This window comes from Lentzea kentuckyensis, assembly GCF_002150765.1.
Lineage (GTDB): Bacteria > Actinomycetota > Actinomycetes > Mycobacteriales > Pseudonocardiaceae > Lentzea > Lentzea kentuckyensis.
The window spans coordinates 13,172-34,631 of sequence record NZ_MUYM01000018.1 but is presented as its reverse complement, the minus strand read 5'-3'; the positions used below and the strand labels follow the sequence as shown (position 1 = coordinate 34,631).

Genomic DNA, 21,460 nt, shown 5'->3' with positions numbered 1-21,460 from the left:
CGCGGGTTGACGGTCCCCCGGCTTGCGGCTGTGCTGGAGGCATGACGCAGATCGGTGTTCTGGTCGGCAACCCGCGGCCGGCCTCGCGCACGCTGCAGGCTGCCCTGGCCCTGCGCGAGGCCCTGGCCGCGACGCTGGGCGTGCCCGTCGACGGACCGGTGGTGGACGCGGCGACGCTCGCCCCCTCCGTGTTCACGGAGCCGGACACGATCAAGGCCGCGCTCCAGACGTTGGGGCAGGCCGACGTGCTCGTGGTGGCCACGCCGACGTACAAGGCCGCGTACACCGGTCTGCTGAAGGCGGTGCTGGACCAGGCGCCCTCCGGGTGGCTCAAGGGCAAGGTCGTCGTGCCGTTGCAGATCGCCGCGTCGGACAGGCACGCGCTGGCCGTCGAGGTGCATCTGCGGCCGGTGCTGACCGAACTGGGTGCGCTGGTGCCGCAGGCGTTGTTCCTGAACGAGGCTTCGCTGCCCGCCGACGTCACGGACTTCGACCTGGACACCGATGTGCTGAAGGCGTTGGTGCGGCGATGAAGGAACAGTTGCGCAACGCGCTGAGGCACCACGCTCAGGCCGTCACGATCGTCACCGCTCATGGCGTGGACGGACCTGTCGGCACCACCGTCAGTTCGTTCACCTCGGCCTCCTTCGAACCGCCGCTCGTGGTGGTGTGGATCGGCGAGGGTGCTTCGGTGTGGCCGGTGCTGCGGACCGCGCCGCTGTTCGCCGTGCACCTGCTGGACGCCGCGCAGACCGGGCTCGCGGACCTGTTCGCGTCGAAGGGCGTCGACCGGTTCGGCCCCGGCACGCGGTGGCAGGCGGACGAGGACGGCGTGCCGTGGCTGCTGGACGCGCCGGTGCGGTTGCGGTGCCGGACTTCCCGGCGGATCGCGGTCGGTGATCACGTGGCGCTGGTCGGCGAACCGCTGGACATCACGTACACCGACATCGCCGCGCCCCTGGTGCGGCACCAGGGGCGCTACACCTCAGTCGCCTAAAGTCCGCAGGATCTCCCGCGCCAGCACGTCGTTCTGCCGGAACGCCGGGGCGTTCGTGTTCGGCCGGGCGAACGCCGCGAACGCCTTCCCGGTCGTGTAAGGCCCCACAGCAAATCGCACCGGATCCTCTTCGCCGTTCTCGTTGATCAGCCTGCCCTCCGCGGACACCCGCACCAGCCCGGCGGCGTCCTCGGAGACGTCACCGACCGCGCGCAACGACCGCAGCACCGGATCGGCTGTGCGGGACAACGAGTGCGTCGGCAGGCGAGCCTCGACCAGGCCGTTGGCGCGCACCACCTCCGGCGTCGTCGGGCTGCCCGCCAGGAACGCGCCGTTGACCGCCTCCACCCACATGTCCGCGCCGACGAACCGCACGATTCCCGCGCGGGACAACGCCAGCAGCTCCTCCAGCCGGTCCGGTGGGGGCCCGGACGCCAGGTAGCTGAAGTAGCCGTGCCACCAGCCGTCGTGCGGCATCACCTGCGCCATCTGGCCGTAGACCGACAACAGGGCCAGGAACGCCCCCAGATCGGCGCTGTGCCGCGGATCCGAGCGCCGGGCCACGTCGGCCTCGACGTAGGACCGCAGGTGCTCCTGGAACTCCTCGGCCGTCGCGAAGGTCAGGCCGGTCAGCGGACGGTCCAGCAGTTCGAAGTCGATCCGGTCGGCCAGGTCCGGGATCGCGAGAGCTTCGAGCTCCCGCATCTCGGCGCTGTACCAGGGCAAAGCGGCGAACGACGTGGCGAACTCGACGAACGACATCCGCACGAGACCGGGATGACCGGTGAAGAGCTCGTGGTAGTAACCCCAGGCGATCTCCTTGGCCATCAACGGCCACACGTCGGCGCGGAAGTCCAGCGAACGACCCTTCAACGCCTCCGCCGTGAAGAAGTGCGGCAGCGACGGCCGGGTTCCCTGCAGCCGGTAGCCGGTCTTCGAGTGGTACGGCACACCGCGCCGCGAGCCCACGAACAGCCGCGGTTCCGCACCCGAAGGCAGATAACGCAACTCGCCGTCTGTTCGCACGTATCGGCCGCCACGGCCCTCGGTCAGCAACACCATGAGGTCGATGAACGCGAGCCCGAACCCGCGCAGCACGACATCTCCGCTCACCTCCGCCAGATCCGCGTCGGCCGAGTACAACGGCGGCACGTGGACCAGGCCGTGCTCGGCCGCGTGTTCGGCCAGCTTGCGGTGTTCCGGCTCCGGTTCGGCGTCCAGGTGACCCAACGCCAGCACGAGGACATCGGCCCGCAGCGATTCCCCGCTGTCCAGCCACACCCAGTTGCCGACGACCTTCAACGCCCGCGCTTCGTGAACGGTCACCGAGATGTTCGGTGGCAGAGATTCCTTGACGTGACCGAAGAACCAGGCGAGGTACTTGCTCTGCACCTGCCGTGACGGGAACGAGGTCGGGTCGACGTCACCCCACTCGGCGAGCGACGGACCAGGGCGTACGGGACCGATGCCGTCGAACGAGGAGTCGGTGAACACCGTCACGTCCTCGGCCATGGAGTTCATGCGCAGCAACGGTGACTGCGCGTGCCGCCACACCCGGCCCGCGCCGGGCGGGTACGGGTCGACGACGTGCACGGCCAGCTCCAGCGACGGCGACTGGGCGGCGATGCGTTCCAGCAGGCCGGCGGCACGAGGGCCGCCGCCGATCACGACGAGTGAGCGCATGCGCGTCTTTTCCGTGGAAGACAAGGAGAAACGTGCCGCGCCCCTCAACGCGAACACCACCACGGTACCCCGCGCGTGCAAGCAAATCCCGCTCTGTGGACGCCGTTGCGACGCCCGATCATCGGGTGTGCACTCGAAGGGCGTCTCCCTCAACGCACCCCGCTCTCACCACCAACTCTGGGGAATCGGTCATGCCAGTTGAGTTTCTCGGGATCGCCGCGACGAACGACGGGTCGGAGACGAACCCGCGGTCGTCCGCCGGCGCGTTCGACAAGGACTACACGCTCAGGCTCGCTCGCGCGCACGAGGAGCACGGGTGGGACCGCGTGCTGTTCGCGTACGGATCGGGGGCGCCGGAGCCCGCGTCGGCGGCGGCGTACCTGGCCAGCAAGCTCGACAAGCTGCAGATCCTGCTGGCACACCGGCCGAACGTGTCCTACCCGACGTTCGCCGCCAAGACGTTCGCGACGCTCGACCAGATCAGCGACGGCCGGCTCACGGTGCACTTCATCACCGGCGGCACGGACCACGAGCAGCAGCGCGAGGGCGACTACCTGTCCAAGGACCAGCGCTACAGCCGCACCCGCGAGTACATCCAGATCGTCAAGAAGGCGTGGCTCAGCCGTGAGGCGTTCGACCACGACGGCGAGCACTACCACTTCGCGGACTTCGTGAGTGATGTCTTCCCCGTGCAGCAACCACGTCCGAACGTGTCCTTCGGCGGCTCCTCCCCCGCGGCGTACGCGGCAGGCGGCGCGGAGGCGGACATCTTCTGCCTGTGGGGTGAACCGCTCGCGGAAACGGCCCAGCAGATCGAGTCCGTCAAGCAGGCGGCGAAGGAGGCGGGCCGGACCGACGTGCCGCGGATCCAGGTCGCGTTCCGGCCGATCATCGCGCCGACCGAGGAACTGGCCTGGGAGAAGGCACACCGCACGGTGGACCGGATCGAGGCGCGCAAGGCGAACGGTCCGTTGAGCCGGCGGCATTCGCTGACGAACCCGGAGAACACCGGCTCCCAACGACTTCTGGCGGTCGCGGACCGCGGCGAGCGGTTCGACCGTGCATTGTGGACACCGACCGCGAAGGCGACGGGCGGTGCGGGCAACTCCAACGCGCTGGTCGGCACTCCCGAGACCGTCGCACAGGCGTTGCTCGACTACTACGACCTGGGCGTGGACATCCTGTCCGCGCGCGGTTACGACCTGCTGGACGACGCGATCGACTTCGGCAGGTACGTGATTCCGCTGGTGCGCGAGGAAGTCGCGAAGCGGGACCGGGCCAAGGCCGCATGACCACCCTCGAAGTGCGCCGCGTCCGGCAGTCAGACCCGGACGCGGCGCCGTTGGTGGTCGAGCTGACCTACGAGTACACGTCCCGGTACGGGCCCATGGGCGCGCAGGAGATGCAACGACCGGCGGACGTGTTCGAGCCGCCGCACGGACAGTTCCTGCTGCTCGTGGAGGCCGGGGAGGCGGTCGCGGGCGGCGCGTTCATGCGCTACGACGACGAAACCGCGGAGCTGAAGCGAATTTGGACGCATTCACGTCATCGCCGGCGCGGACTCGCGCGCCGAGTCGTGGAAGAACTGGAGAGCGAGGCCCGAACGTTTGGATACCGCCGCATCTATCTGACGACCGGACCGCGTCAGCCCGAGGCGAAAGCGCTCTACCTGGCGACCGGGTACACGCCGTTGTTCGACGTTGGGACAGACCCGATGACAATTGGCCCGCTTGCGTTCAGCAAGGAGATTCATTAGTTCAAACGAGTGAACTCGTGGGCAAACCCATGATTCTCGGCCGGGAATCGGGGTTCGGTTGGACACGTACTGAGTGATCAGTAAGCTTGTCCGTTGGACCACACCCGGTGGTACCGCGGATCAGCAGATCACCCCGGTCCCCCACGAATGGCCACCTGAGCTGAATGAACATGGTCGAGAGCCTTGAGCGCGCCGTGCATTGGGCGGCGGCGATCTCCAACACGCTTCTAGTGAGCCTCACCCGCGAGAAGCTCGAGGAACTGCTCGGCGGCTTCGTCGAACAGTTGCAGAGCGGTGGCGTGGACGCGGCTCGGCAGGTCGGCCGGTCCATGGTGGAGAACGACTTCGTCTCGTCGGCGACGCTGGAGCAGTCACTCACCCACCTGGGTGAGCACGCCCCGGTGACGCAGGCCCAGCTGGCCGCGCTCGCCGCCGGGTTCGCCGAAGGGCTGCGCGACCGCACGCTCGACCAGCAGGAGATCAGCCGCACGGCCGCGATCAACACGATGCGCCGGGCCGAGACCGCGGTCAGGGCGAGCGAGGCGAAGTTCCGGGCGATCTTCCACAGCGCGGCGTTCGGGATCGTCGTGAGCTCACTCACCGGCGACATCATCGACGTCAACGAGGCCCTGCTGGCGATGCTCGACTACCGCCACGACGACCTGCGCACGATGAGCGGCCGCGACCTGGTGCACCCGGACGACCGGGTCGCGCTGCGGGAGCTGGCCCAGCAGCTGATCGCGTCCGACCACGACAACATCCGGGTCGAGAAGCGGATGGTCCGCAGCGACGGCGAGACGATCCAGACGCACATGGCGATCTCCCTGGTGCGGGAGCAGGAGGGCGAGCCGCCGTACTTCGTCACGATGATCGAGAACATGAACGAGATGCGCGCGCTGCAGACGCAGCTCGTGCGGCAGAGCCTCAACGACATGCATACCGGCCTGCCCAACCGCGCACAGTTCCTCGGTTGGCTGGAAGGCGCGGTCGGTTCGAAGGGCCCGGAGGCGCTCGCGCTCGTGCAGGTCGACATCGACGGGTTCCGCGGCGTGAACGACGCGTTCGGGCACGAGGCCGGCAACCGGGTGCTGCTGCACGTCGCGAGGCACCTGCGGGCGGTGTTCTCCGAGGAGGTCGGCAAGGTCGCGCGCATCGGCGAGGACGAGTTCGGTGTCCTGATCAAGGACCCGCGCGACGTGCCCGGCGTGATCGCGCTGGTCGAGGACTTCACCGCGCGGCTGGAGGAGCCGATCTGGATCGGCGGCCACGGCGTCGGCGTGACGACCAGCATCGGCATCGTGGCGCGGGCGGCCCGCGGCGGCGACGCGGTGGACCTGCTGAGAGCCGCGGACGTCACCGTGGGCTGGGCGAAGCGCGACGGCAAGGCGCAGTGGGCGTTGTACGACCGCGACCGGGACGCGCGCGACAAGGAGAGCTACGCGCTGGCCGCGTCGATCCCCGGCGCACTGGAGGAGGGCCAGTTCCGGGTCGACTACCTGCCGATCCACTCCCTCGCGGACGGTTCGGTGCTCGCCCTGGAGGCGAAGATCGTCTGGGACCACCCCGAACGCGGCGTGTTGTGCCCGAACATGTTCATGGACCAGTCCTCCGCCAACGGCATGATCGTCCGCCTCGTGCACTGGGCGCTTTCGGAGGCCTGCACCCGAGCCAGCGAGTGGTACGCGGCGCTGGGCCCGCGGACGCCCGTGCTCTCGATCGACCTGCCGCCCCGGCTGTGCCAGGAACCGGAGCTCGTCGCCGAGGTCGCCCGCGTGCTGGAGCGCACCGGACTCCCCGCTTCCCTGCTGCGCTTCGAACTGCACGAGCACCTGCCGGCGTTGCTGAACGACGAACAGATGGACGAGCTCACGATCCTCGCCGAGCGCGGCATCGGGCTCGTGCTGGACCAGATGAACGGCGGCAACGTCGGCGTCGACCGGCTGCGCCAGCTGCCGTTGAGCGGCGTGAAGTTCACCGGCGCCGTCGTGCACGGCCTGGACGCGGGCGCGAACCGGGTGGACGAGAGCGCCTCGGAGGCGTTGCTCCGCTGGGCCAGGATCCTGCGCCTGCCGCTCTACGCCGAGGACGTGCGCACCGAGGCCGAGGCATCCCGGCTGGCCGCGCTGGGCGTCACCGGCGCCCAGGGTTCCCATTTCGGGCCGCCGCTGCCGGCCTCAGAAGTCTCTTCGCTGCTTCTCAGCTAGTTCTTATCAGGGTTTAGTCAGCTTTGCGCACAGCTTGTTCACATGATGGCGGTCCATCGTTGGGAACATGACCGAGCAGAGCTTCCCCGCCATGAGCGGGTCACTGGTGGAACCGCAGCCCGCCGTTACCCCGGCGCCGAAGTTCTGGCGCCGCACGGCCCCCATGCTGACGGCTGCGGCCCTCGTCGCCGGCCTGTTCGGCGGCGTCACCGGCGCGGTGATCGCCTCGCCGGACTCGCCCCCTGCCGCCTCCTCCGTCTCCGCGCAGACTATCTCCAACACGTCCACTCTGGACTGGAGCGCCGTCGCCTCTGACGTGCTGCCCTCGGTGGTGCAGGTGAACGTCGCCAACGGCCTCGGCTCCGGCGTGATCCTCTCCGCGGACGGCAGAATCCTCACCAACAACCACGTCGTCGCCTCGTCCGGCGGCCAGCTCACGGTGAAGTTCAACGACGGCCGCGAACTGCCCGCCACCGTCGTCAACACCGACCCGGCCTCGGACCTGGCCGTGCTGCAGGTGTCCGGCGCCTCGGGCCTCACGCCGATCAAGTGGGCGGACTCGGGTTCGGTGAAGGTCGGTGACGCGGTGATGGCCATCGGCTCGCCGTCCGGCCTGCAGGGCACCGTCACGACCGGCATCGTGTCCGCGCTGGACCGCAAGGTGACCGTTCCCGGCGAGACGCGGCGGTCGCAACCCGTGTCGTACCAGGCGATCCAGACCGACGCGTCGATCAACCCCGGCAACTCCGGTGGCGCGCTGGTGAACGCCGCCGGTGAGCTGATCGGGATCAACTCGGCGATCTACTCGCCGGCGTCGAGCGGCGGTGAGGCCGGCAGCGTGGGGATCGGGTTCGCGATCCCGTCCAACACGGCCAAGCAGATCGTGGGCCAGCTGAGCTAGGAGATCACGTCGAACGTGCGCTTGGCCCCTGGAGCGGAGGCCAAGCGCACGTCGCACGTGATGAGCGTGGCGCGCAGTTGCATGCGGGCAACGGTTTGCTGACGCCGCGGATCACTGCCGGAGTAGCACGCAAGAACCACGTGCCGCTAGGCGGTTCGTACCTCGTCAGGTAGTCGCTGAGGTTCAGCCTCTGCTCAACCTCGACCGTTTTCTCCGCCACGAGATCGCATTCAACACGTGCAACCCGCCTGTTAACGCCTCTTCGGTCACCAGTTGCCCGGAACGTGGGTGGTTCCGCAATCCCGATGGCGGAACCACCCACCGACGATCAGGACAGCCAGTCCGGCCGCAACGGCATGTGCGACCTGGTCCCGTCCAGCTTCACCCCGAGCACCTGGTGCAGCTGGATGTTGTTCCGGTCGAACCCGAGCCGAGACGCGGCCAGGTACAGCCGCCACACCCGAGCCCGAGCCTCCCCGACCTCCTCCACCGCCTCGTCCCAGTGCGCGTCGAGGTTCCGCCCCCAGGCGGCCAGGGTCAGCGAGTAGTGCTCGCGGATGTTCTCCTCGTGCCGCACCTCGAACCCGGTGTCGTGCATCAACGACACGAGGTGGCCGGGCCCGACCAGCTCACCGTCCGGGAACACGTACCGGTCGATGAACGGCCCGGACAACGCCCGCTGCTTGTTGTCCGGCCGGGTGATGCAGTGGTTCAGCAGACGGCCACCCGGCTTCAGCTTGCCGTACAGAGCAGCGAAATACCCTGGCAGCTTGGCCTTGCCGATGTGCTCGGTCAGGCCGATGGACGACACCGCGTCGAAGCCCGTCTCGCGGACGTCGCGGTAGTCGAGGTGACGGACCTCGGCCAGGTCGGACAACCCGGCCTCGACGATCGCCTTCTGGGCCCATTCGGCCTGGTTGCGGGACAACGTCACGCCGATCGCGCGCACGCCGTACTCGCGGGCCGCGTGCATGACCATGCCGCCCCAGCCGCAGCCGACGTCCAGCAGTTTCATGCCGGACTTCAGCCCCAGCTTGCGGGCCACCAGGTCGTGCTTGGCGAACTGGGCTTGCTCCAAAGTGGACTCGATCGACGGGTACACCGCGCAGGTGTAGGCCATCGACGGGCCGAGGATCCACTCGTAGAACTGGTTCGAGACGTCGTAGTGGTGCGCGATGGCCTGCTGGTCGCGGGCCTTGGAGTGCCGCAGGCCGCGCAGGCGGGTCTCCTGCGGTGGCGGCGTCACCTTGTGCGACAACCGGATCCGGCCCAGGAAGCGCAGCAGCTCCACGCGTTGCAGCCACGGGAGCTCCCGCAACGAGAACTCGGACAGCTGGGCGAGGCCGGCGTGCACGTCGCCGAGGATCTCCAGGTGTCCCGTCACGTAGGCGCGGGCCAGGCCCAGTTCACCAGGCGCGGAAGCCAGGTAGGACAGGGCTTCCGGCGTTTTGATGTCGATCGACACCGGAGCGGCGGACGGGCCGGCGCTACTGCCGTCGTAGGCCTCGAAGCGAACGTCGTTGCCACCCGTGATGCGCTGAAAAATGGAGGCCAACCGCATTCATCGTCCCCTGACACACTTGGCGTACAGATCAGGCAGGCGGTTCGTCTGGTCGTACCGTGACTTCACGGACCGGTAGTGCGAACCGTTGTAGTGCCGCCAGAACTCGTCCTCCGTGTAGTAGGAGTCCGAGTACAGCGACTTGTGGCCGCCCAGCCGCGCCACCTCGCGCTCGATCAGCCGGTTGCGGTCACCCATCTTCTCTCCCGGCCGCACCGGGACCTCCGACCAGAACCCGACGTTGACGTACAGCACGTCCGGGTCCATCGGGTACAGCGGCCAGCCCGTGGTGTCGCGCAGGCGGACCGGGCAGACCCACACCGGCGCGATGCCGATCTCGCGGTCGAAGAAGTCGAGGAAGTCGGCCAGGCCGGCGACCGGAATCTCGACGTCCTGGATCACCGGCTCCACGTCGACACGTGGCCGTAACCGCCGATGCTTGGCCACGAGACGGCGGTAGACGTCCGAACGCAGGTAGCGCTTCGGCCACAGGCGACGGACGACCGGGTTCTGCGCGCCGAACGCCCGCGAGCACCAGAACCAGTCGGTGTCCCAGCGCCACAGGTAGTCGTGGATCGTCAGGTGGTCCGTGCGGCGCTGCTGGATGGACCGGTAGTAGATCTGGTTGCCGGTGTAGTCCGACGTGTAGGGCGCGATGTCGGCGTAGTGCCCCAACGTCAGGTACATCTCGCCGCGCGAGAACACCGTGCCGTCGACGAAGTCCGCCGAACCGTCTGCGCAGACCTCCTCGATGACCGTGGCGAGCTCCGCGAACGACCCGAACGGCACGTGCCGCAGCCGGACGTACTGGCGCACCGGCTCGAGCTCGATCTCCAGCCGCAGCGCGTAGCCCAGGGTTCCGTAGGAGTTGGGGAACGCGCGGAACAGGTCGTCGTCCGGTTTGGCGATCACGACCTCGCCGTCGCCGGTGAGGATCTCCAGCTCCCGCACCGACTCGTGTGGCAGGCCGTTGCGGAAGGACGTGGACTCGATGCCGAGGCCCGCCACCGCCCCGCCGATCGTGATGGTCTTGAGCTGCGGCACGACCAACGGCATGAGGCCGTGCGGCAGTGTCGCGGCGACGAGATTCTCGTAGGTGGTCATGCCCTGCACCTGTGCGGTGCGCCCGACCGGGTCCACTGACAGCACCCGGTCGAACCTGCCTACCTCCAGCCCGCCCGACTGATCGGCGCGAAACCGGAAGAGGTTCGACGTCTTCTTCGCGAGCCGCACCGGCGCACCTTCGCGCATAGCGGCGTACTGCGCGGTCAGCGCAGACACGGCCGAGCTGTGCCCATGGTCACTCACCAGAACGACGTTATTCCTCGTCAGCGCCGTTGGCACGCCCAAAAGCCCGAATGGGCCAGCGATCATCGCCGAACCCTGCCGAAAGTTACTACCGAGTAGTAGCGTGCGAGGCATGGCTACGCACGAGGTGACCAACCAGGTTCCGCCGCTGAGCGGTCACGACGTGGCGGACGACCCGGCGCTGCTCAGCTGGGTCGACAACGCCGACCTGCACGACCTCGGCCGGCTCGCGGGCAGCGACGAGTGGCAGGAGCACGGCCGGCTCGCGAACGCGTATCCGCCGGTCCTGCGCACGCACGACCGGTTCGGGAACCGGATCGACGAGGTCGAGTTCCACCCGGCCTGGCACGATCTGATGAACGTCGCCGTCTCGAACGGCCTGCACGCGTACGTCGACGGTCACCACTTGGAACGGGCCGCGAAGTTCTACGTCTGGTCGCAAGTGGAGGCCGGCCACGGATGTCCGATTTCGATGACTTATGCGGCTGTGCCCGCTTTGCGCGTCGAGGCGAACCTGGCCGAAATCTACGAACCTCTTCTCACCACTCGGGATTACGACTTCGGTCTCAAGGCACCGCTCGGCAAGCGCGGCCTGATCGCCGGCATGTCCATGACCGAGAAGCAGGGTGGGTCGGACGTCCGGGCGAACACCACGACCGCCCGGCCGGTCGACGACGGCTACGTCCTCACCGGGCACAAGTGGTTCACCTCGGCGCCGATGTCCGATGTGTTCCTGACGCTCGCGCAGGCGCCCGGCGGACTGACGTGCTTCCTCGTGCCGCGGGTGCTGCCGGACGGCACGCGCAACCGGTTCTTCCTGCAGCGGCTCAAGGACAAGCTGGGCAACAAGTCCAACGCGTCCGCCGAGATCGAGTACGACGAGGCGTTCGCACACCGCGTCGGTGACGAGGGCCGCGGCGTGCGCACGATCATCGAGATGGTCAACATGACCCGCCTCGACTGCGTGCTCGGAAGCGCCGCGGGCATGCGCGCCGGGCTCCGGCAGGCCGCGCACCACGCGGCCCACCGCAAGGCGTTCGGCGAGTACCTGATCGACCAGCCGGCCATGCGCAACGTGCTGGCGGACCTCGCGATCGAGTCCGAGGCGGCCACGACCGCCGCGATGTGGCTGGCTCAGCACCGGCCGCGGCTCGGGCTCGCGGTCACCAAGTACTGGGTGTGCAAGCGCGGGCCGGTGCACGCGGCCGAGGCGCTGGAGTGCCTGGGCGGCAACGGTTACATCGAGGACAGCGGGATTCCTCGGCTGTTCCGGGAGTCACCGCTGATGTCGATCTGGGAGGGCTCCGGCAACGTCGCCGCGCTCGACGTGCTGCGCGCCATGAAGAAGGAACCCGAGTCGGTGCAGGAGTTCCTCGGCGTGGTCAGCGGGGTCGACCAGCGCATCGACAGGGCGTTGAACGAACTCGGCACCGCGTTGTCCGATGTGGACCAGTCGCAGGCGCGCCGCGTCGTCGAGAAGATGGCGTTGATCCTGCAGGGTGCCCTGCTGGTCAAGCACGGGCACCCCGCCGTCGCCGACGCGTTCCTCGGCTCACGGCTCGGCGGCGACTGGGGAGTCGCGTTCGGCACTCTCCCCAGGTCCACCGACTTCGCCTCGATCATCGACCGAGCTGTCCCGAAGCTCTAGCTTTTTCGGCGTCTGCAAGTACCACCAACAGGGCTCTTGGTAGTACTTGCAGACGCCATCAAGCGGGGCAGCCGTTGGGCTGGCGTGGCGAGTCCGGGCCGTAGAGGTCACCGGTCAGGAACACGCACGTGGGCTGCTGGCCGAAGTCGTGGATGTCGGTGAGCTCCAGGATCGTGAAGTTCCGCTGCTCACCGATCCGCGACGCGCTGAAGTCCGTGCGTCCGGTCGCGCCGAAGAACTCCAGCTCGCGGAACTCGGCACCGATCGCACCGCGGTGCGGAGTGTGCACCGGCAGGCCGGCCAGACGTGACTGCGCGTTGCGCACGGCTTCCAGGAAGAGTCCCGCGGCGTCGTAGGCCACCCCCAGGTGCTCGCCGGGCCACGGCTTGACCGGCTTGTCCTCCGCCGGCAGCGAGGACTCCTGGATCTCCTGGTTCAGCCTGCTGTAGCCGGCGCAGAAGGCGTCCAGCGGCAGACCGCCGCGGGTCTGCGGGCTCGGTTTGCCCTCCACGCACGGCTTTCCGGCCAGCACCACCAGTCCCGCCATGCTCACGTACGACACGCGCATCCCGGCCAGCGAGTCCTGCACGCGGCTGGCCTTCTGCGCGATGAACCGGATGATGGCGTCGTCGGCGACGATGCGCGGCAGCCGGTTCTTGTCGTAGCAGTCCCTGCCGATCGCCCGCAGGAACTCGCCGAAGCCCTCCTCACGGCCCGCGTAGAACACCAGCTCGCTGGAGTGGTCCTCGACGCACTGCGACGGCACCTCCTGCGGGCTCCTGGCCCAGGGAACGGCCTGGAGGTTCACCTTCGCGTTCGCCAGCTCCTTGCCGAGCACGTTGACCAGGTCATCGAGGTAGACGTCGCCCTTGTTCAACGGCGGGTGGTAGATCGTCACCTTGGTCGCGGCAACGTGCTGTGCGTACCGCCGGACCAGGTCGGCCTGCCGGACGTTGCCGGGGATCAGCTGGAAGTACATCGACGACCTGGTCGGCAGCGACGCCTCGGTGAGCGTCGTGCCGATGGTCGGCACGCCGAGCGCGCCGAGTTCGGTGATCACGTCCTTGGTCTCCGTGACGCTGCGGTCGAGGCCGACCACGCCGATGATTCCGGCGTCACGCTCCAGCAACGGCGTCAGCATCTCCCGCAGGACCTCGGGAGCCCGCTGCATCATCGCGCCACCGTTCGCGATCACGACGCGCAGCAGCGGTTCCGTCTGGGACGGGACGTTCTGCTGCCGCTGCTTGACCAGCATGCCCTCCAGCTCCTCCGCCCTGGAGTGGTCGGCGTCGGGGTTGGTGTCCTTGTGGGTGAGGCTGGAGAAGTAGACCAACGACACGAAGGGGCGGCTCGGATCGGCCTCGTGCAGCCGTTCGGCCTCCTCGTTCTGCGCGAACACCGCCTGCTGGGTCCAGCGCAGCCGTTCGTTCGACCCGAACACCTGGCTGCTGTTGGCGCTGTAGCCCACGCATTCGAGGTTGCCCGCGACGTCCATCAGCCGCGTCGACACGCCCGGTGAGATGGCGGAGCCGACGATCGAGCAGTTCGCCTGGATGTGGTTCTGCACCGTCACGAACCCCGGCAGCAGCAACACCACGACGACGGCCGTGATGATCGCCTCCAGCCGCCGCGACTTCGCGAGCCACCGCACCGGCGCCGCCTGGAACGCGGGCGTGCTCGTCCACTTCTTCTTGTCCGGCCTCGGGAACGGCAGTCTGATCATCAGGTAGCGGGCGTCCGGCGCGAGCATCTGCCGTTTGCGCGGCAGCTCCTCCCGCCACGTCGTGAGGGCCTCGGCGGCCTCCTCCGGCGCGAGCGGTGTGGTGCCGAGGCGCTGCGACAGCGCCGGCTGCACCGAGCTCGCCGCGATCACCAGCAACGGGTCCAGCTCGCCGGTCTCGTTGCGGACGACGTTGATCAGCTCCAGCAGCTCCCACCCGCCGTTGCCCTCGGTCACCCCGTCGAGCAGCACGGGGATGTAGGCGGTACGCCGGAATCCGGCCCGGCGCGGCAGGAACCGCCGGCGCCGCCGGTACGCGATCCGCAGGTCCTCCAGGAACGCGTGCACGAGCAGCAGCTTGATCTGGTCCTCGTTCTCGGACTCGCGCCGGCCCAGCGTCAACCGCTCGGCGAACCCGAAGAACTCGATGGAGTGGTTGGGCAGCGCGAAGTTCTGCCCGCGCATGAACCACTTGGACTCACGCGCGAGCCCCGGCACCCGCTTGCCGAGCCAGCGGAAGCCCGCCTTGCTGCCGACCCAGGCGACCAGCCCGAGCCCCAGCCTCGTCACGAGGTTCGGGATGAACGCGTCGACGGCCCGGTTCAACGCCTCGCCGTCCTGCGCGCTCCGGCCGGTCCACTGCCGCAGCAGCTCGATGACGCTCGCCCGGTCGTCCCGCCCCGGCTTGCGCGGCAGCCGCTTGCTCGTGAGCCAGTCGACGAGCCGGTAGTGGTCGAACCGGGTCAGCCGTTCGGAACCGACGTGGACCTCGGACAGCCGATGGCTCAACACGTCCAGCAACGGCAGCAGCGGTTTGGTCTCGCGCGCTTCCGGTGGCCATCTTTTGTCCACTTCCGCGCCGACCGCGGACACGTCGACATAGGCGTGCGGGATTGCCGGACGGCCCTCGTCGAGCTTGTGCTCCAGGGCGTGCAGGAATGGCGTCGGACTGGCTTCGCTTTCCAGGTACAGCAGCGGAAGTGGCTGGTCACCGACCACTTCCTCGGTCTTGCTCCGGTAGAAGAACCCCGGCCGGTCACAAAGACCGCGAATGACGTCGAGGAGTACTCGCAATCCGGGGAAAACGGGTTCTGTCCGGCTACCTGTCATCTGCACCCTCACACTCGTGCGGAAGGCAGATGACGGTAGCCGGACAGAGCGATTCGAACCGGCGCTTTTCGATTATTTAGATGGAACGGACTAGAGGCCGAGTTCGCGGGCGATCAGCATCTTCTGGACCTCGGAGGTGCCCTCGCCGATCTCCAGGATCTTGGCGTCCCGGTAGAACCGGCCGACCGGGTACTCGTTCATGAAGCCGTAGCCACCGAAGATCTGCGTGGCGTCCCGGGCGTTGTCCATCGCCGCCTCGGACGACACGAGCTTCGCGATGGCCGCCTGCTTCTTGAACGGCTCGCCGCGCAGCATCCGGGACGCGGCCTCGTAGTAGGCCAGCCGCGCGGTGTGCACGCGGGCCTCCATCTCGGCGATCTTGAACTGGATCGCCTGGTACGTACCGATCTTCGCACCGAACGTCTCGCGCTCGTGGGCATAGCGCACCGACTCGTCGACGCAGCCCTGGGCCAGGCCGACCGACAGTGCGGCGATGGCGACGCGGCCCTCGTCCAGCGTGCGCAGGAACTGGGCGAAGCCGCGGCCGCGCTGGCCGAGCAGGTTCGCGGCGGGCACCCGGCAGTCCTGGAACGACAGTTCGCGGGTGTCCGAGGCGTTCCAGCCGACCTTGGAGTACTTCTTCGACACCGTGAAGCCCGGGGTGCCGGACGGGACGATGATCGACGAGATCTCCTTGCGGCCGTCCGGGAGCGTGCCCGTGACGGCGGCGACGGTGACCAGGCCGGTGATGTCCGTGCCGGAGTTCGTGATGAACGCCTTGGTGCCGTTGATGACCCACTCGTCGCCGTCCAGCCGCGCGGTCGTCGCCAGCGCACCGGCGTCCGAACCGCTGCCGGGCTCGGTCAAGCCGAACGCGCCGAGCTTCTCACCCGAGGTCAGCGACGGCAGCCAGAAGGCCTTCTGCTCGTCGGTGCCGAAGCGGTAGATCGGCATGGCGCCCAGCGAGGTGGCCGCCTCCACCGTGATCGCGACGGACGAGTCGACGCGCGCGAGCTCCTCCAGCGTCACGCACAGCGCGAAGTAGTCGCCGCCCATGCCGCCGTGCTCCTCCGGGAACGGCAGGCCGAGCAGGCCCATCGCGCCCATCTTCGCGACGATCGGGTACGGGAACTCGCAGCGCTCGTAGTAGTCGCCGATGACCGGGGCCACCTCGTCGCGCGCGAACTCCTCGACGGTCTTGCGCAGGTCCTCGTACTCGCTCGGGAGCCTGAAGTCCAACATCGGTGTCACTCCTCGTGAGAGACGACGAGGGCCAGCACCTGGTCGAGTGCGACCTGCTGGCCTGCCTGAACGTTCACTTCGGCGAGCACGCCGTCGACCGGTGCGGTGACGGTGTGCTCCATCTTCATGGCCTCGACCACGAACAACGCTTGACCGGCGGTCACTTCCTCGCCCTGCTGGGCGCGGACCACCAGCACGGTGCCGGGCATCGGCGACTTCACCGGGCCACCGGACGCGGCGGCGCCACCGGACGCGCCCACCAGGAACTCGGCCTCGGTCAACGCCCAGGAGGCGCCGTCGTGGCCCAGCCACAGCACGTCGCCGTCGCGGGCCATCGAGTACCGGCGCGATCCGACGAGCAGATCGGAGCCCTCGCGACGAGCCCGCGCGCGCACCGGTTCTCCAGCGCCCACAACAACTTCGTCACCGCGCACACGCACGTCGACGTCGTTGATCCGCCAGGTCGTCCAGGCGTGTTCGCCGACGCGCCACCCGCTCAGCTCGTCCCACGGGTCGTCGCCGTGCGGTGCCAACGACCGTTCCAGACCGGCCGCCACGTACACGTCGTCCGGAATGCCCTGCGAGGTCAACGAGTCCAGCTTCCGCTCCACCAGACCCGTGTCCAGCGCACCGGAACGAACGTCCTCGTCGCGCAGAAGTGCGCGCAGGAACGGGATGTTCGTCGTGACGCCGAGCAGCACCATCTGACCGAGCGCGTGATCGAGGCGCCGGAGAGCTTCCTCGCGGGTACGGCCGTGCGCGATCACCTTGGCGAGCATCGGGTCGTAGTCCGAACCGACGACAAGTCCTTCGTACAGCCCGGAGTCCACGCGGACCGACGTCGGTTCGCTCAGCGCCAGCACCCGGCCGCCGGTCGGCAGGAAGCCGCGCGACGGGTCCTCGGCGTAGACGCGCGCCTCGACCGAGTGGCCCCGCAGCTCGACCTCGAGGTCCAGCACCTCACCGGACGCGACGCGGAGCTGCCACTCGACGAGGTCGACGCCCGTGACCATCTCGGTCACCGGGTGCTCGACCTGCAGCCGGGTGTTCATCTCCATGAAGAAGTAGTCGCCGGACGCACCGTCCACGATGAACTCGACAGTGCCCGCACCGACGTACCCGACGGACTTGGCCGCGTCCACGGCCGCCGAACCCATCGCCTCGCGCACCTCGGGCGTGAGGAACGGGGAGGGCGCTTCCTCGATGATCTTCTGGTGCCGCCGCTGGAGGCTGCACTCGCGTTCGCCGAGGTGGATCACGTTGCCGTACGAGTCGCCGAGCACCTGGATCTCGATGTGCCGCGGGTTCGTGATGAACCGCTCGATCAGCAGCGTGTCGTCACCGAACGACCCGCGCGCCTCCCGCCTGGCCGACTCGATCGCCTCGCGCAGCGCGGATTCCTCGTGCACCAGCCGCATGCCCTTGCCGCCACCGCCGGCGGAAGGCTTGAGCAGCACCGGAAAACCGATCTCCAGGGCCGCGTCGACGATCTCGTCGTCCGACATGCCCTCCTTCGTGCGCCCCGGCACCACCGGCACGCCCGCGGCCGACACCGTCAGCTTCGCGCGGATCTTGTCGCCCATCGCGTCGATCGCCGACGCGGGCGGTCCCACGAAGACGATTCCCGCTTCCGCGCAGGCCGCCGCGAACGCGGTGTTCTCCGCGAGGAAGCCGTAGCCGGGGTGGATCGCCTGCGCGCCAGTGGACACAGCCGCGGCGACGATCTTCTCGATGGACAGGTAACTCTCGCGGGCCGCCGCCGGCCCGATCCGCACGGCCTCGTCGGCCAGGCGGACGTGCAACGCGTCGGCGTCCGCGTCGGAGTACACGGCGACGGACCGAATCCCGAGCGACCGCAACGCGCGGATCACCCTGACCGCGATCTCCCCGCGGTTCGCCACCAGAACGCTGTCGAACATGATCACATCCGGAAGACGCCGTAGGAAACATCGTCGATGGGGGCGTTCGCCGCGCTGGACAACGCCAGCCCGAGCACCGTGCGGGTGTCACGCGGGTCGATGACACCGTCGTCCCACAGCCGCGCGGTCGAGTAGTACGGGTTGCCCTGGTCCTCGTACTGCTGGCGGATCGGCGCCTTGAACGCCTCCTCGTCCTCCGCGGACCACTCGTCACCGAGCTGGTCGCGGCGCACCGTCGCGAGCACCGACGCCGCCTGTTCGCCGCCCATCACGGAGATCCGCGCGTTCGGCCACATCCACAGGAACCGCGGCGAGTACGCCCGGCCGCACATCGAGTAGTTGCCGGCACCGAAGCTGCCGCCGATGATCACGGTGAACTTCGGCACCCGCGCGCAGGCCACCGCGGTCACCATCTTGGCGCCGTGCTTGGCGATGCCGCCCGCCTCGTACTCTCGGCCGACCATGAACCCGGTGATGTTCTGCAGGAACACCAGCGGGATGGACCGCTTGTCGCACAGCTGGATGAAGTGCGCGCCCTTCACGGCGGACTCGCCGAACAGGATGCCGTTGTTGGCGACGATCCCGACCGGATGGCCGTGGATGCGGGCGAAGCCGGTGACCAGGGTGGCCCCGTACTCCTTCTTGAACTCCTGGAACTTCGAACCGTCCACGATCCGCGCGATCACCTCGCGCACGTCGTAGGGCGTCCGGGAATCCGTCGGCACCACACCGTAAAGATCGTCCGTGACGACCGGCGCCTCGACCGGTGCGACGTCCCACGGCCTGGGGACCCGCGGGCCGAGCGTGGAGATGATCGAGCGGACCATCCTCAACGCGTGCGCGTCGTTCTCCGCCAGGTGGTCGGTGACGCCGGACGTGCGCGAGTGCAGATCGCCGCCGCCAAGATCCTCAGCGCTGACAACCTCGCCGGTCGCGGCCTTCACCAGCGGCGGGCCACCGAGGAAGATCGTGCCCTGGTTCCGCACGATGATCGCCTCGTCGCTCATCGCCGGCACGTACGCGCCACCGGCGGTGCACGACCCGAGCACGGCCGCGATCTGCGGAATGCCCTTCGCGGACATCGTCGCCTGGTTGTAGAAGATCCGGCCGAAGTGCTCGCGGTCCGGGAACACGTCGTCCTGCTTGGGCAGGAACGCACCGCCGCTGTCGACCAGGTAGATGCACGGCAAGTTGTTCTGCAGCGCCACTTCCTGCGCGCGCAGGTGCTTCTTGACGGTGATCGGGTAGTAGGTGCCGCCCTTGACCGTGGCGTCGTTGGCGACGATCACGCACTCGCGGCCGGACACCCGCCCGACGCCGGTGATGATGCCCGCGGCCGGTGCCTCGTCGCCGTACATGCCGTTCGCGGCGAGCGGCGACAGCTCCAGGAACGGCGAGCCGGGGTCGACCAGCGTGTCCACCCGCTCGCGCGGCAGCAGCTTGCCGCGATCGACGTGCCTTTGGCGTGCCTTCTCCGGACCGCCGAGCGCGGCGGCGGCGAGCTTGCCGCGCAGCTCGTCGACGAGCGCGGTGTGCTCCTTGGCGTAGCGGTCCGACGGCTCGGCGGCGCTGCGCAGGACGGGCGCGTCCATGAGCTCCCCATGACGTTAGCGGGCGTTAACATCCTCATGTTAGCGCCCGCTAACCTGGCGGTCCACACGAACGGCTGGAGAGTGACCCGAACGCAGGTCAACGACCCTTTCAGGCACTCTCACGTTCCGGAATAACCTAGCCGATGACCGCCCGAAGCGCGGGCAGGTAGCCGCTCTGGTGACCGGCCCGGTTCGGGTGGTACGACTCCTCGACCGGCCAGCTCAGGCTGTTGAGCCACCAGCCGGACGAGCAGATCTCGTGCCCGGTGAACACCCCGCGCACGTCGATGTAGCCGACCCCGGCTGCGGCCGCCCGCGCGCTGATGGCGTCGTGCAGCGCGTCCGAACCGCCGTTGATCGCGGCCCGCTTGGTGTCGCTCAGGCCCACGCTGCAGGTGCCGGGGACCTTGTAGATGCGCGGATAGCCGAGCACGACCACACGCGCCGACGGGGACTTCGCCCTGATCGTGCCGTAGACGTTGGTGAGCAGCCCGGGAAGCGTGTTCGCGATGTAGGTCTTCGACTGGTTCACCCGGTTGACGCAGTCCTGGTCCGAACCGAAGGTGCACGTGGTGATGACATCCGTGAAGCCGGCGTCGTTGCCGCCGACCTGCACGGTGACCAGGTTCGTGGCCGACGTGACGGCTGCCGCCTGGCTGACGACGTCGCCCGTCTTCGCTCCCGAACAGGCGACGGACTTGAAACTCGCGGGCGCTGTCGCCGCCGCCCACAGGGCCGGATAGGCGAGCGGGCCGCGCTTGCAGCTGCCGCTGGCACCGTCATAACTGCCGGTCCCGAGCCCGGAGGCGTACGAGTCGCCGAGCGCGACGTAGTTGACGGGGGCCGCGCTGGCGGGGTTGGCGAGCGCGATGACGGCCGCGGCGGCGGTGACCACCGAGGCGATGAAGTGAGCAGGACGCATCGAAGACTCCCGAAGGGGCCGCAGGGGGTGATGCATTGCACGCCAATGGTTACTCGCGAGTAAGACCCGTGTGAAGTATTCGTCAATAGTCAACAATCAGGGCTTGCACCTGCGGAAATTCAACCCATCGGACGACCGTCGACCGCACTGCCGGAAGTGCACGCGGGGAGCTTTCGTTCACCATGAGCGCACGAAAGGCCCCAGCGTGCGCTCCAGCAGCGGCGGAATTGTCGGGCCCGGACGTCAGGTAAACGGCTGCTAACCTCCTCCCGTGGCCGATAAACCCTCACGTCGGGACCAGATCCTCAACGCCGCGGCGGAACTGTTCGCCCGGCACGGCTTCCACGGGGTGGGCATCGACGACATCGGCGCGGCCGTGGGCATCTCCGGCCCGGCGCTCTACCGCCACTTCCGCAGCAAGGACGCGATGCTCGGCGAGATGCTGACGTCGATCTCCGAACGCCTGCTGGACGGCGGCCAGACCAGGGTCGAAGCGGCGTCGAGCGCCGAGGAGGCGTTGCGGGAGCTGGTCGGCTGGCACGTCGACTTCGCGCTGGACGACCCGGCGCTCATCACCGTGCAGATGCGCAACCTCGCCAACCTCACCGACCCGGACCGCCGGCGCGTGCGGGCCTTACAACGCCGGTACGTCGAGGTGTGGGTGGAGACGATCCGGCGGACCGTGCCGGACTTCGACGAGCCGACCGCGCGGGCGGCTGCGCACGCGGTGTTCGGGCTGATCAACTCGACTCCACACAGCGCGCACCTCGACCGCGACCAGATGGCCGCGCTGCTGTCCCGGATGGCGCTGGCCTCACTCACTCCGGCGGTCGTGACCTCCTAACGCAGGTGCTAGCCATGAACGGCGCTTTCGTGGACCTGAGGTCCACGAAAGCG

The 21,460-nt window shown here is 68.5% G+C and carries 16 protein-coding genes; 8 read left to right on the top strand and 8 right to left on the bottom strand.

The genetic code is table 11. The features are described 5' to 3' along the window. Positions 1-41 precede the first annotated feature (41 nt). Together B0F77_RS11940 and B0F77_RS11935 are read left to right on the top strand one after the other, a co-directional pair. Positions 42-533 carry an NADPH-dependent FMN reductase gene (locus tag B0F77_RS11940; protein ID WP_086662921.1) on the top strand — a complete coding sequence of 164 codons (492 nt, stop codon included), beginning with the start codon at positions 42-44 and terminating at the stop codon, positions 531-533. Continuing rightward, the gene (locus B0F77_RS11935; protein WP_086662920.1) at positions 530-997 is read left to right on the top strand and encodes a flavin reductase family protein; all 468 of its coding nucleotides are present in this window, start codon (positions 530-532) and stop codon (positions 995-997) included. The genes B0F77_RS11940 and B0F77_RS11935 overlap by 4 nt, the downstream gene beginning before the upstream one ends. Here the strand turns inward: B0F77_RS11935 and B0F77_RS11930 are convergent. Further along, positions 986-2,680 carry an FAD/NAD(P)-binding protein gene (locus B0F77_RS11930; RefSeq protein ID WP_086662919.1) on the bottom strand — a complete coding sequence of 565 codons (1,695 nt, stop codon included), beginning with the start codon at positions 2,678-2,680 and terminating at the stop codon, positions 986-988. The two genes, B0F77_RS11935 and B0F77_RS11930, sit on opposite strands and share 12 nt — an antisense overlap. Positions 2,681-2,871: 191 nt before the next feature. On the opposite strand from B0F77_RS11930, the gene B0F77_RS11925 reads away from it, so the two are divergent. From B0F77_RS11925 to B0F77_RS11910, 4 genes are all read left to right on the top strand, one after another. Beyond that, a complete protein-coding gene (locus B0F77_RS11925; protein WP_086662918.1) occupies positions 2,872-3,972 on the top strand; it encodes an LLM class flavin-dependent oxidoreductase in 1,101 nt (366 codons plus the stop codon). Further along, a complete protein-coding gene (locus B0F77_RS11920) occupies positions 3,969-4,436 on the top strand; it encodes a GNAT family N-acetyltransferase (RefSeq protein ID WP_086662917.1) in 468 nt (155 codons plus the stop codon). The genes B0F77_RS11925 and B0F77_RS11920 overlap by 4 nt, the downstream gene beginning before the upstream one ends. Before the next feature lie 170 nt (positions 4,437-4,606). Continuing rightward, complete coding sequence (locus B0F77_RS11915) at positions 4,607-6,640, top strand: putative bifunctional diguanylate cyclase/phosphodiesterase (protein ID WP_158102671.1); 2,034 nt, start codon at positions 4,607-4,609, stop codon at positions 6,638-6,640. A gap of 67 nt (positions 6,641-6,707) precedes the next feature. Next, positions 6,708-7,541, top strand: a complete 834-nt coding sequence (locus tag B0F77_RS11910; protein WP_086662915.1) for a S1C family serine protease — start codon at positions 6,708-6,710, stop codon at positions 7,539-7,541. Positions 7,542-7,869: 328 nt separating this feature from the next. Here the strand turns inward: B0F77_RS11910 and B0F77_RS11905 are convergent, their stop codons facing one another. Together B0F77_RS11905 and B0F77_RS11900 are read right to left on the bottom strand one after the other, a co-directional pair. Next, entirely contained in the window at positions 7,870-9,102 is a 1,233-nt protein-coding gene (locus tag B0F77_RS11905) for an SAM-dependent methyltransferase (protein WP_086662914.1), read from the bottom strand. After that, positions 9,103-10,353: an FAD-binding oxidoreductase gene (locus B0F77_RS11900; RefSeq protein WP_245847991.1), complete on the bottom strand. Its 1,251-nt coding sequence runs from the start codon at positions 10,351-10,353 to the stop codon at positions 9,103-9,105. A 169-nt stretch (positions 10,354-10,522) separates the two neighbouring features. Here B0F77_RS11900 and B0F77_RS11895 point away from each other — a divergent pair, with 169 nt between their 5' ends. Further along, positions 10,523-12,058: an acyl-CoA dehydrogenase family protein gene (locus B0F77_RS11895; protein ID WP_086662912.1), complete on the top strand. Its 1,536-nt coding sequence runs from the start codon at positions 10,523-10,525 to the stop codon at positions 12,056-12,058. A gap of 58 nt (positions 12,059-12,116) precedes the next feature. On the opposite strand, the gene B0F77_RS11890 is transcribed toward B0F77_RS11895, so the two are convergent. From B0F77_RS11890 to B0F77_RS11870, 5 genes are all read right to left on the bottom strand, one after another. Beyond that, a complete protein-coding gene (locus B0F77_RS11890) occupies positions 12,117-14,852 on the bottom strand; it encodes a hypothetical protein (RefSeq protein ID WP_245847979.1) in 2,736 nt (911 codons plus the stop codon). A gap of 126 nt (positions 14,853-14,978) precedes the next feature. Further along, on the bottom strand, positions 14,979-16,130 hold the full coding sequence (locus tag B0F77_RS11885) for an acyl-CoA dehydrogenase family protein (protein WP_086662910.1): 1,152 nt from the start codon (positions 16,128-16,130) through the stop codon (positions 14,979-14,981). 5 nt (positions 16,131-16,135) lie between these two features. Further along, the gene (locus B0F77_RS11880; protein WP_086662961.1) at positions 16,136-18,049 is read right to left on the bottom strand and encodes an acetyl/propionyl/methylcrotonyl-CoA carboxylase subunit alpha; all 1,914 of its coding nucleotides are present in this window, start codon (positions 18,047-18,049) and stop codon (positions 16,136-16,138) included. 2 nt (positions 18,050-18,051) lie between these two features. After that, positions 18,052-19,641, bottom strand: a complete 1,590-nt coding sequence (locus B0F77_RS11875) for a carboxyl transferase domain-containing protein (protein WP_086662909.1) — start codon at positions 19,639-19,641, stop codon at positions 18,052-18,054. Between the two features lie 136 nt (positions 19,642-19,777). Continuing rightward, the gene (locus B0F77_RS11870) at positions 19,778-20,563 is read right to left on the bottom strand and encodes an SGNH/GDSL hydrolase family protein (RefSeq protein ID WP_086662908.1); all 786 of its coding nucleotides are present in this window, start codon (positions 20,561-20,563) and stop codon (positions 19,778-19,780) included. Between the two features lie 271 nt (positions 20,564-20,834). Between B0F77_RS11870 and B0F77_RS11865 the strand changes: the two genes are divergently transcribed. After that, positions 20,835-21,407, top strand: coding sequence for an SACE_7040 family transcriptional regulator (locus B0F77_RS11865; RefSeq protein ID WP_086662907.1), 573 nt, complete (start codon positions 20,835-20,837; stop codon positions 21,405-21,407). The last annotated feature ends 53 nt before the right edge of the window (positions 21,408-21,460 follow it).

Bases quoted from the DNA above. Each gene is read 5' to 3' on its own strand.
- B0F77_RS11870 (WP_086662908.1), bottom strand. From the start codon at position 20,563: ATGCGTCCTGCTCACTTCATCGCCTCGGTGGTCACCGCCGCCGCGGCC.
- B0F77_RS11925 (WP_086662918.1), top strand. From the start codon at position 2,872: ATGCCAGTTGAGTTTCTCGGGATCGCCGCGACGAACGACGGGTCGGAG.
- B0F77_RS11905 (WP_086662914.1), bottom strand. From the start codon at position 9,102: ATGCGGTTGGCCTCCATTTTTCAGCGCATCACGGGTGGCAACGACGTT.
- B0F77_RS11880 (WP_086662961.1), bottom strand. From the start codon at position 18,049: ATGTTCGACAGCGTTCTGGTGGCGAACCGCGGGGAGATCGCGGTCAGG.
- B0F77_RS11895 (WP_086662912.1), top strand. From the start codon at position 10,523: ATGGCTACGCACGAGGTGACCAACCAGGTTCCGCCGCTGAGCGGTCAC.
- B0F77_RS11940 (WP_086662921.1), top strand. From the start codon at position 42: ATGACGCAGATCGGTGTTCTGGTCGGCAACCCGCGGCCGGCCTCGCGC.
- B0F77_RS11875 (WP_086662909.1), bottom strand. From the start codon at position 19,641: ATGGACGCGCCCGTCCTGCGCAGCGCCGCCGAGCCGTCGGACCGCTAC.
- B0F77_RS11900 (WP_245847991.1), bottom strand. From the start codon at position 10,353: ATGCGCGAAGGTGCGCCGGTGCGGCTCGCGAAGAAGACGTCGAACCTC.
- B0F77_RS11915 (WP_158102671.1), top strand. From the start codon at position 4,607: ATGGTCGAGAGCCTTGAGCGCGCCGTGCATTGGGCGGCGGCGATCTCC.
- B0F77_RS11920 (WP_086662917.1), top strand. From the start codon at position 3,969: ATGACCACCCTCGAAGTGCGCCGCGTCCGGCAGTCAGACCCGGACGCG.
- B0F77_RS11935 (WP_086662920.1), top strand. From the start codon at position 530: ATGAAGGAACAGTTGCGCAACGCGCTGAGGCACCACGCTCAGGCCGTC.
- B0F77_RS11930 (WP_086662919.1), bottom strand. From the start codon at position 2,680: ATGCGCTCACTCGTCGTGATCGGCGGCGGCCCTCGTGCCGCCGGCCTG.
- B0F77_RS11885 (WP_086662910.1), bottom strand. From the start codon at position 16,130: ATGTTGGACTTCAGGCTCCCGAGCGAGTACGAGGACCTGCGCAAGACC.
- B0F77_RS11910 (WP_086662915.1), top strand. From the start codon at position 6,708: ATGACCGAGCAGAGCTTCCCCGCCATGAGCGGGTCACTGGTGGAACCG.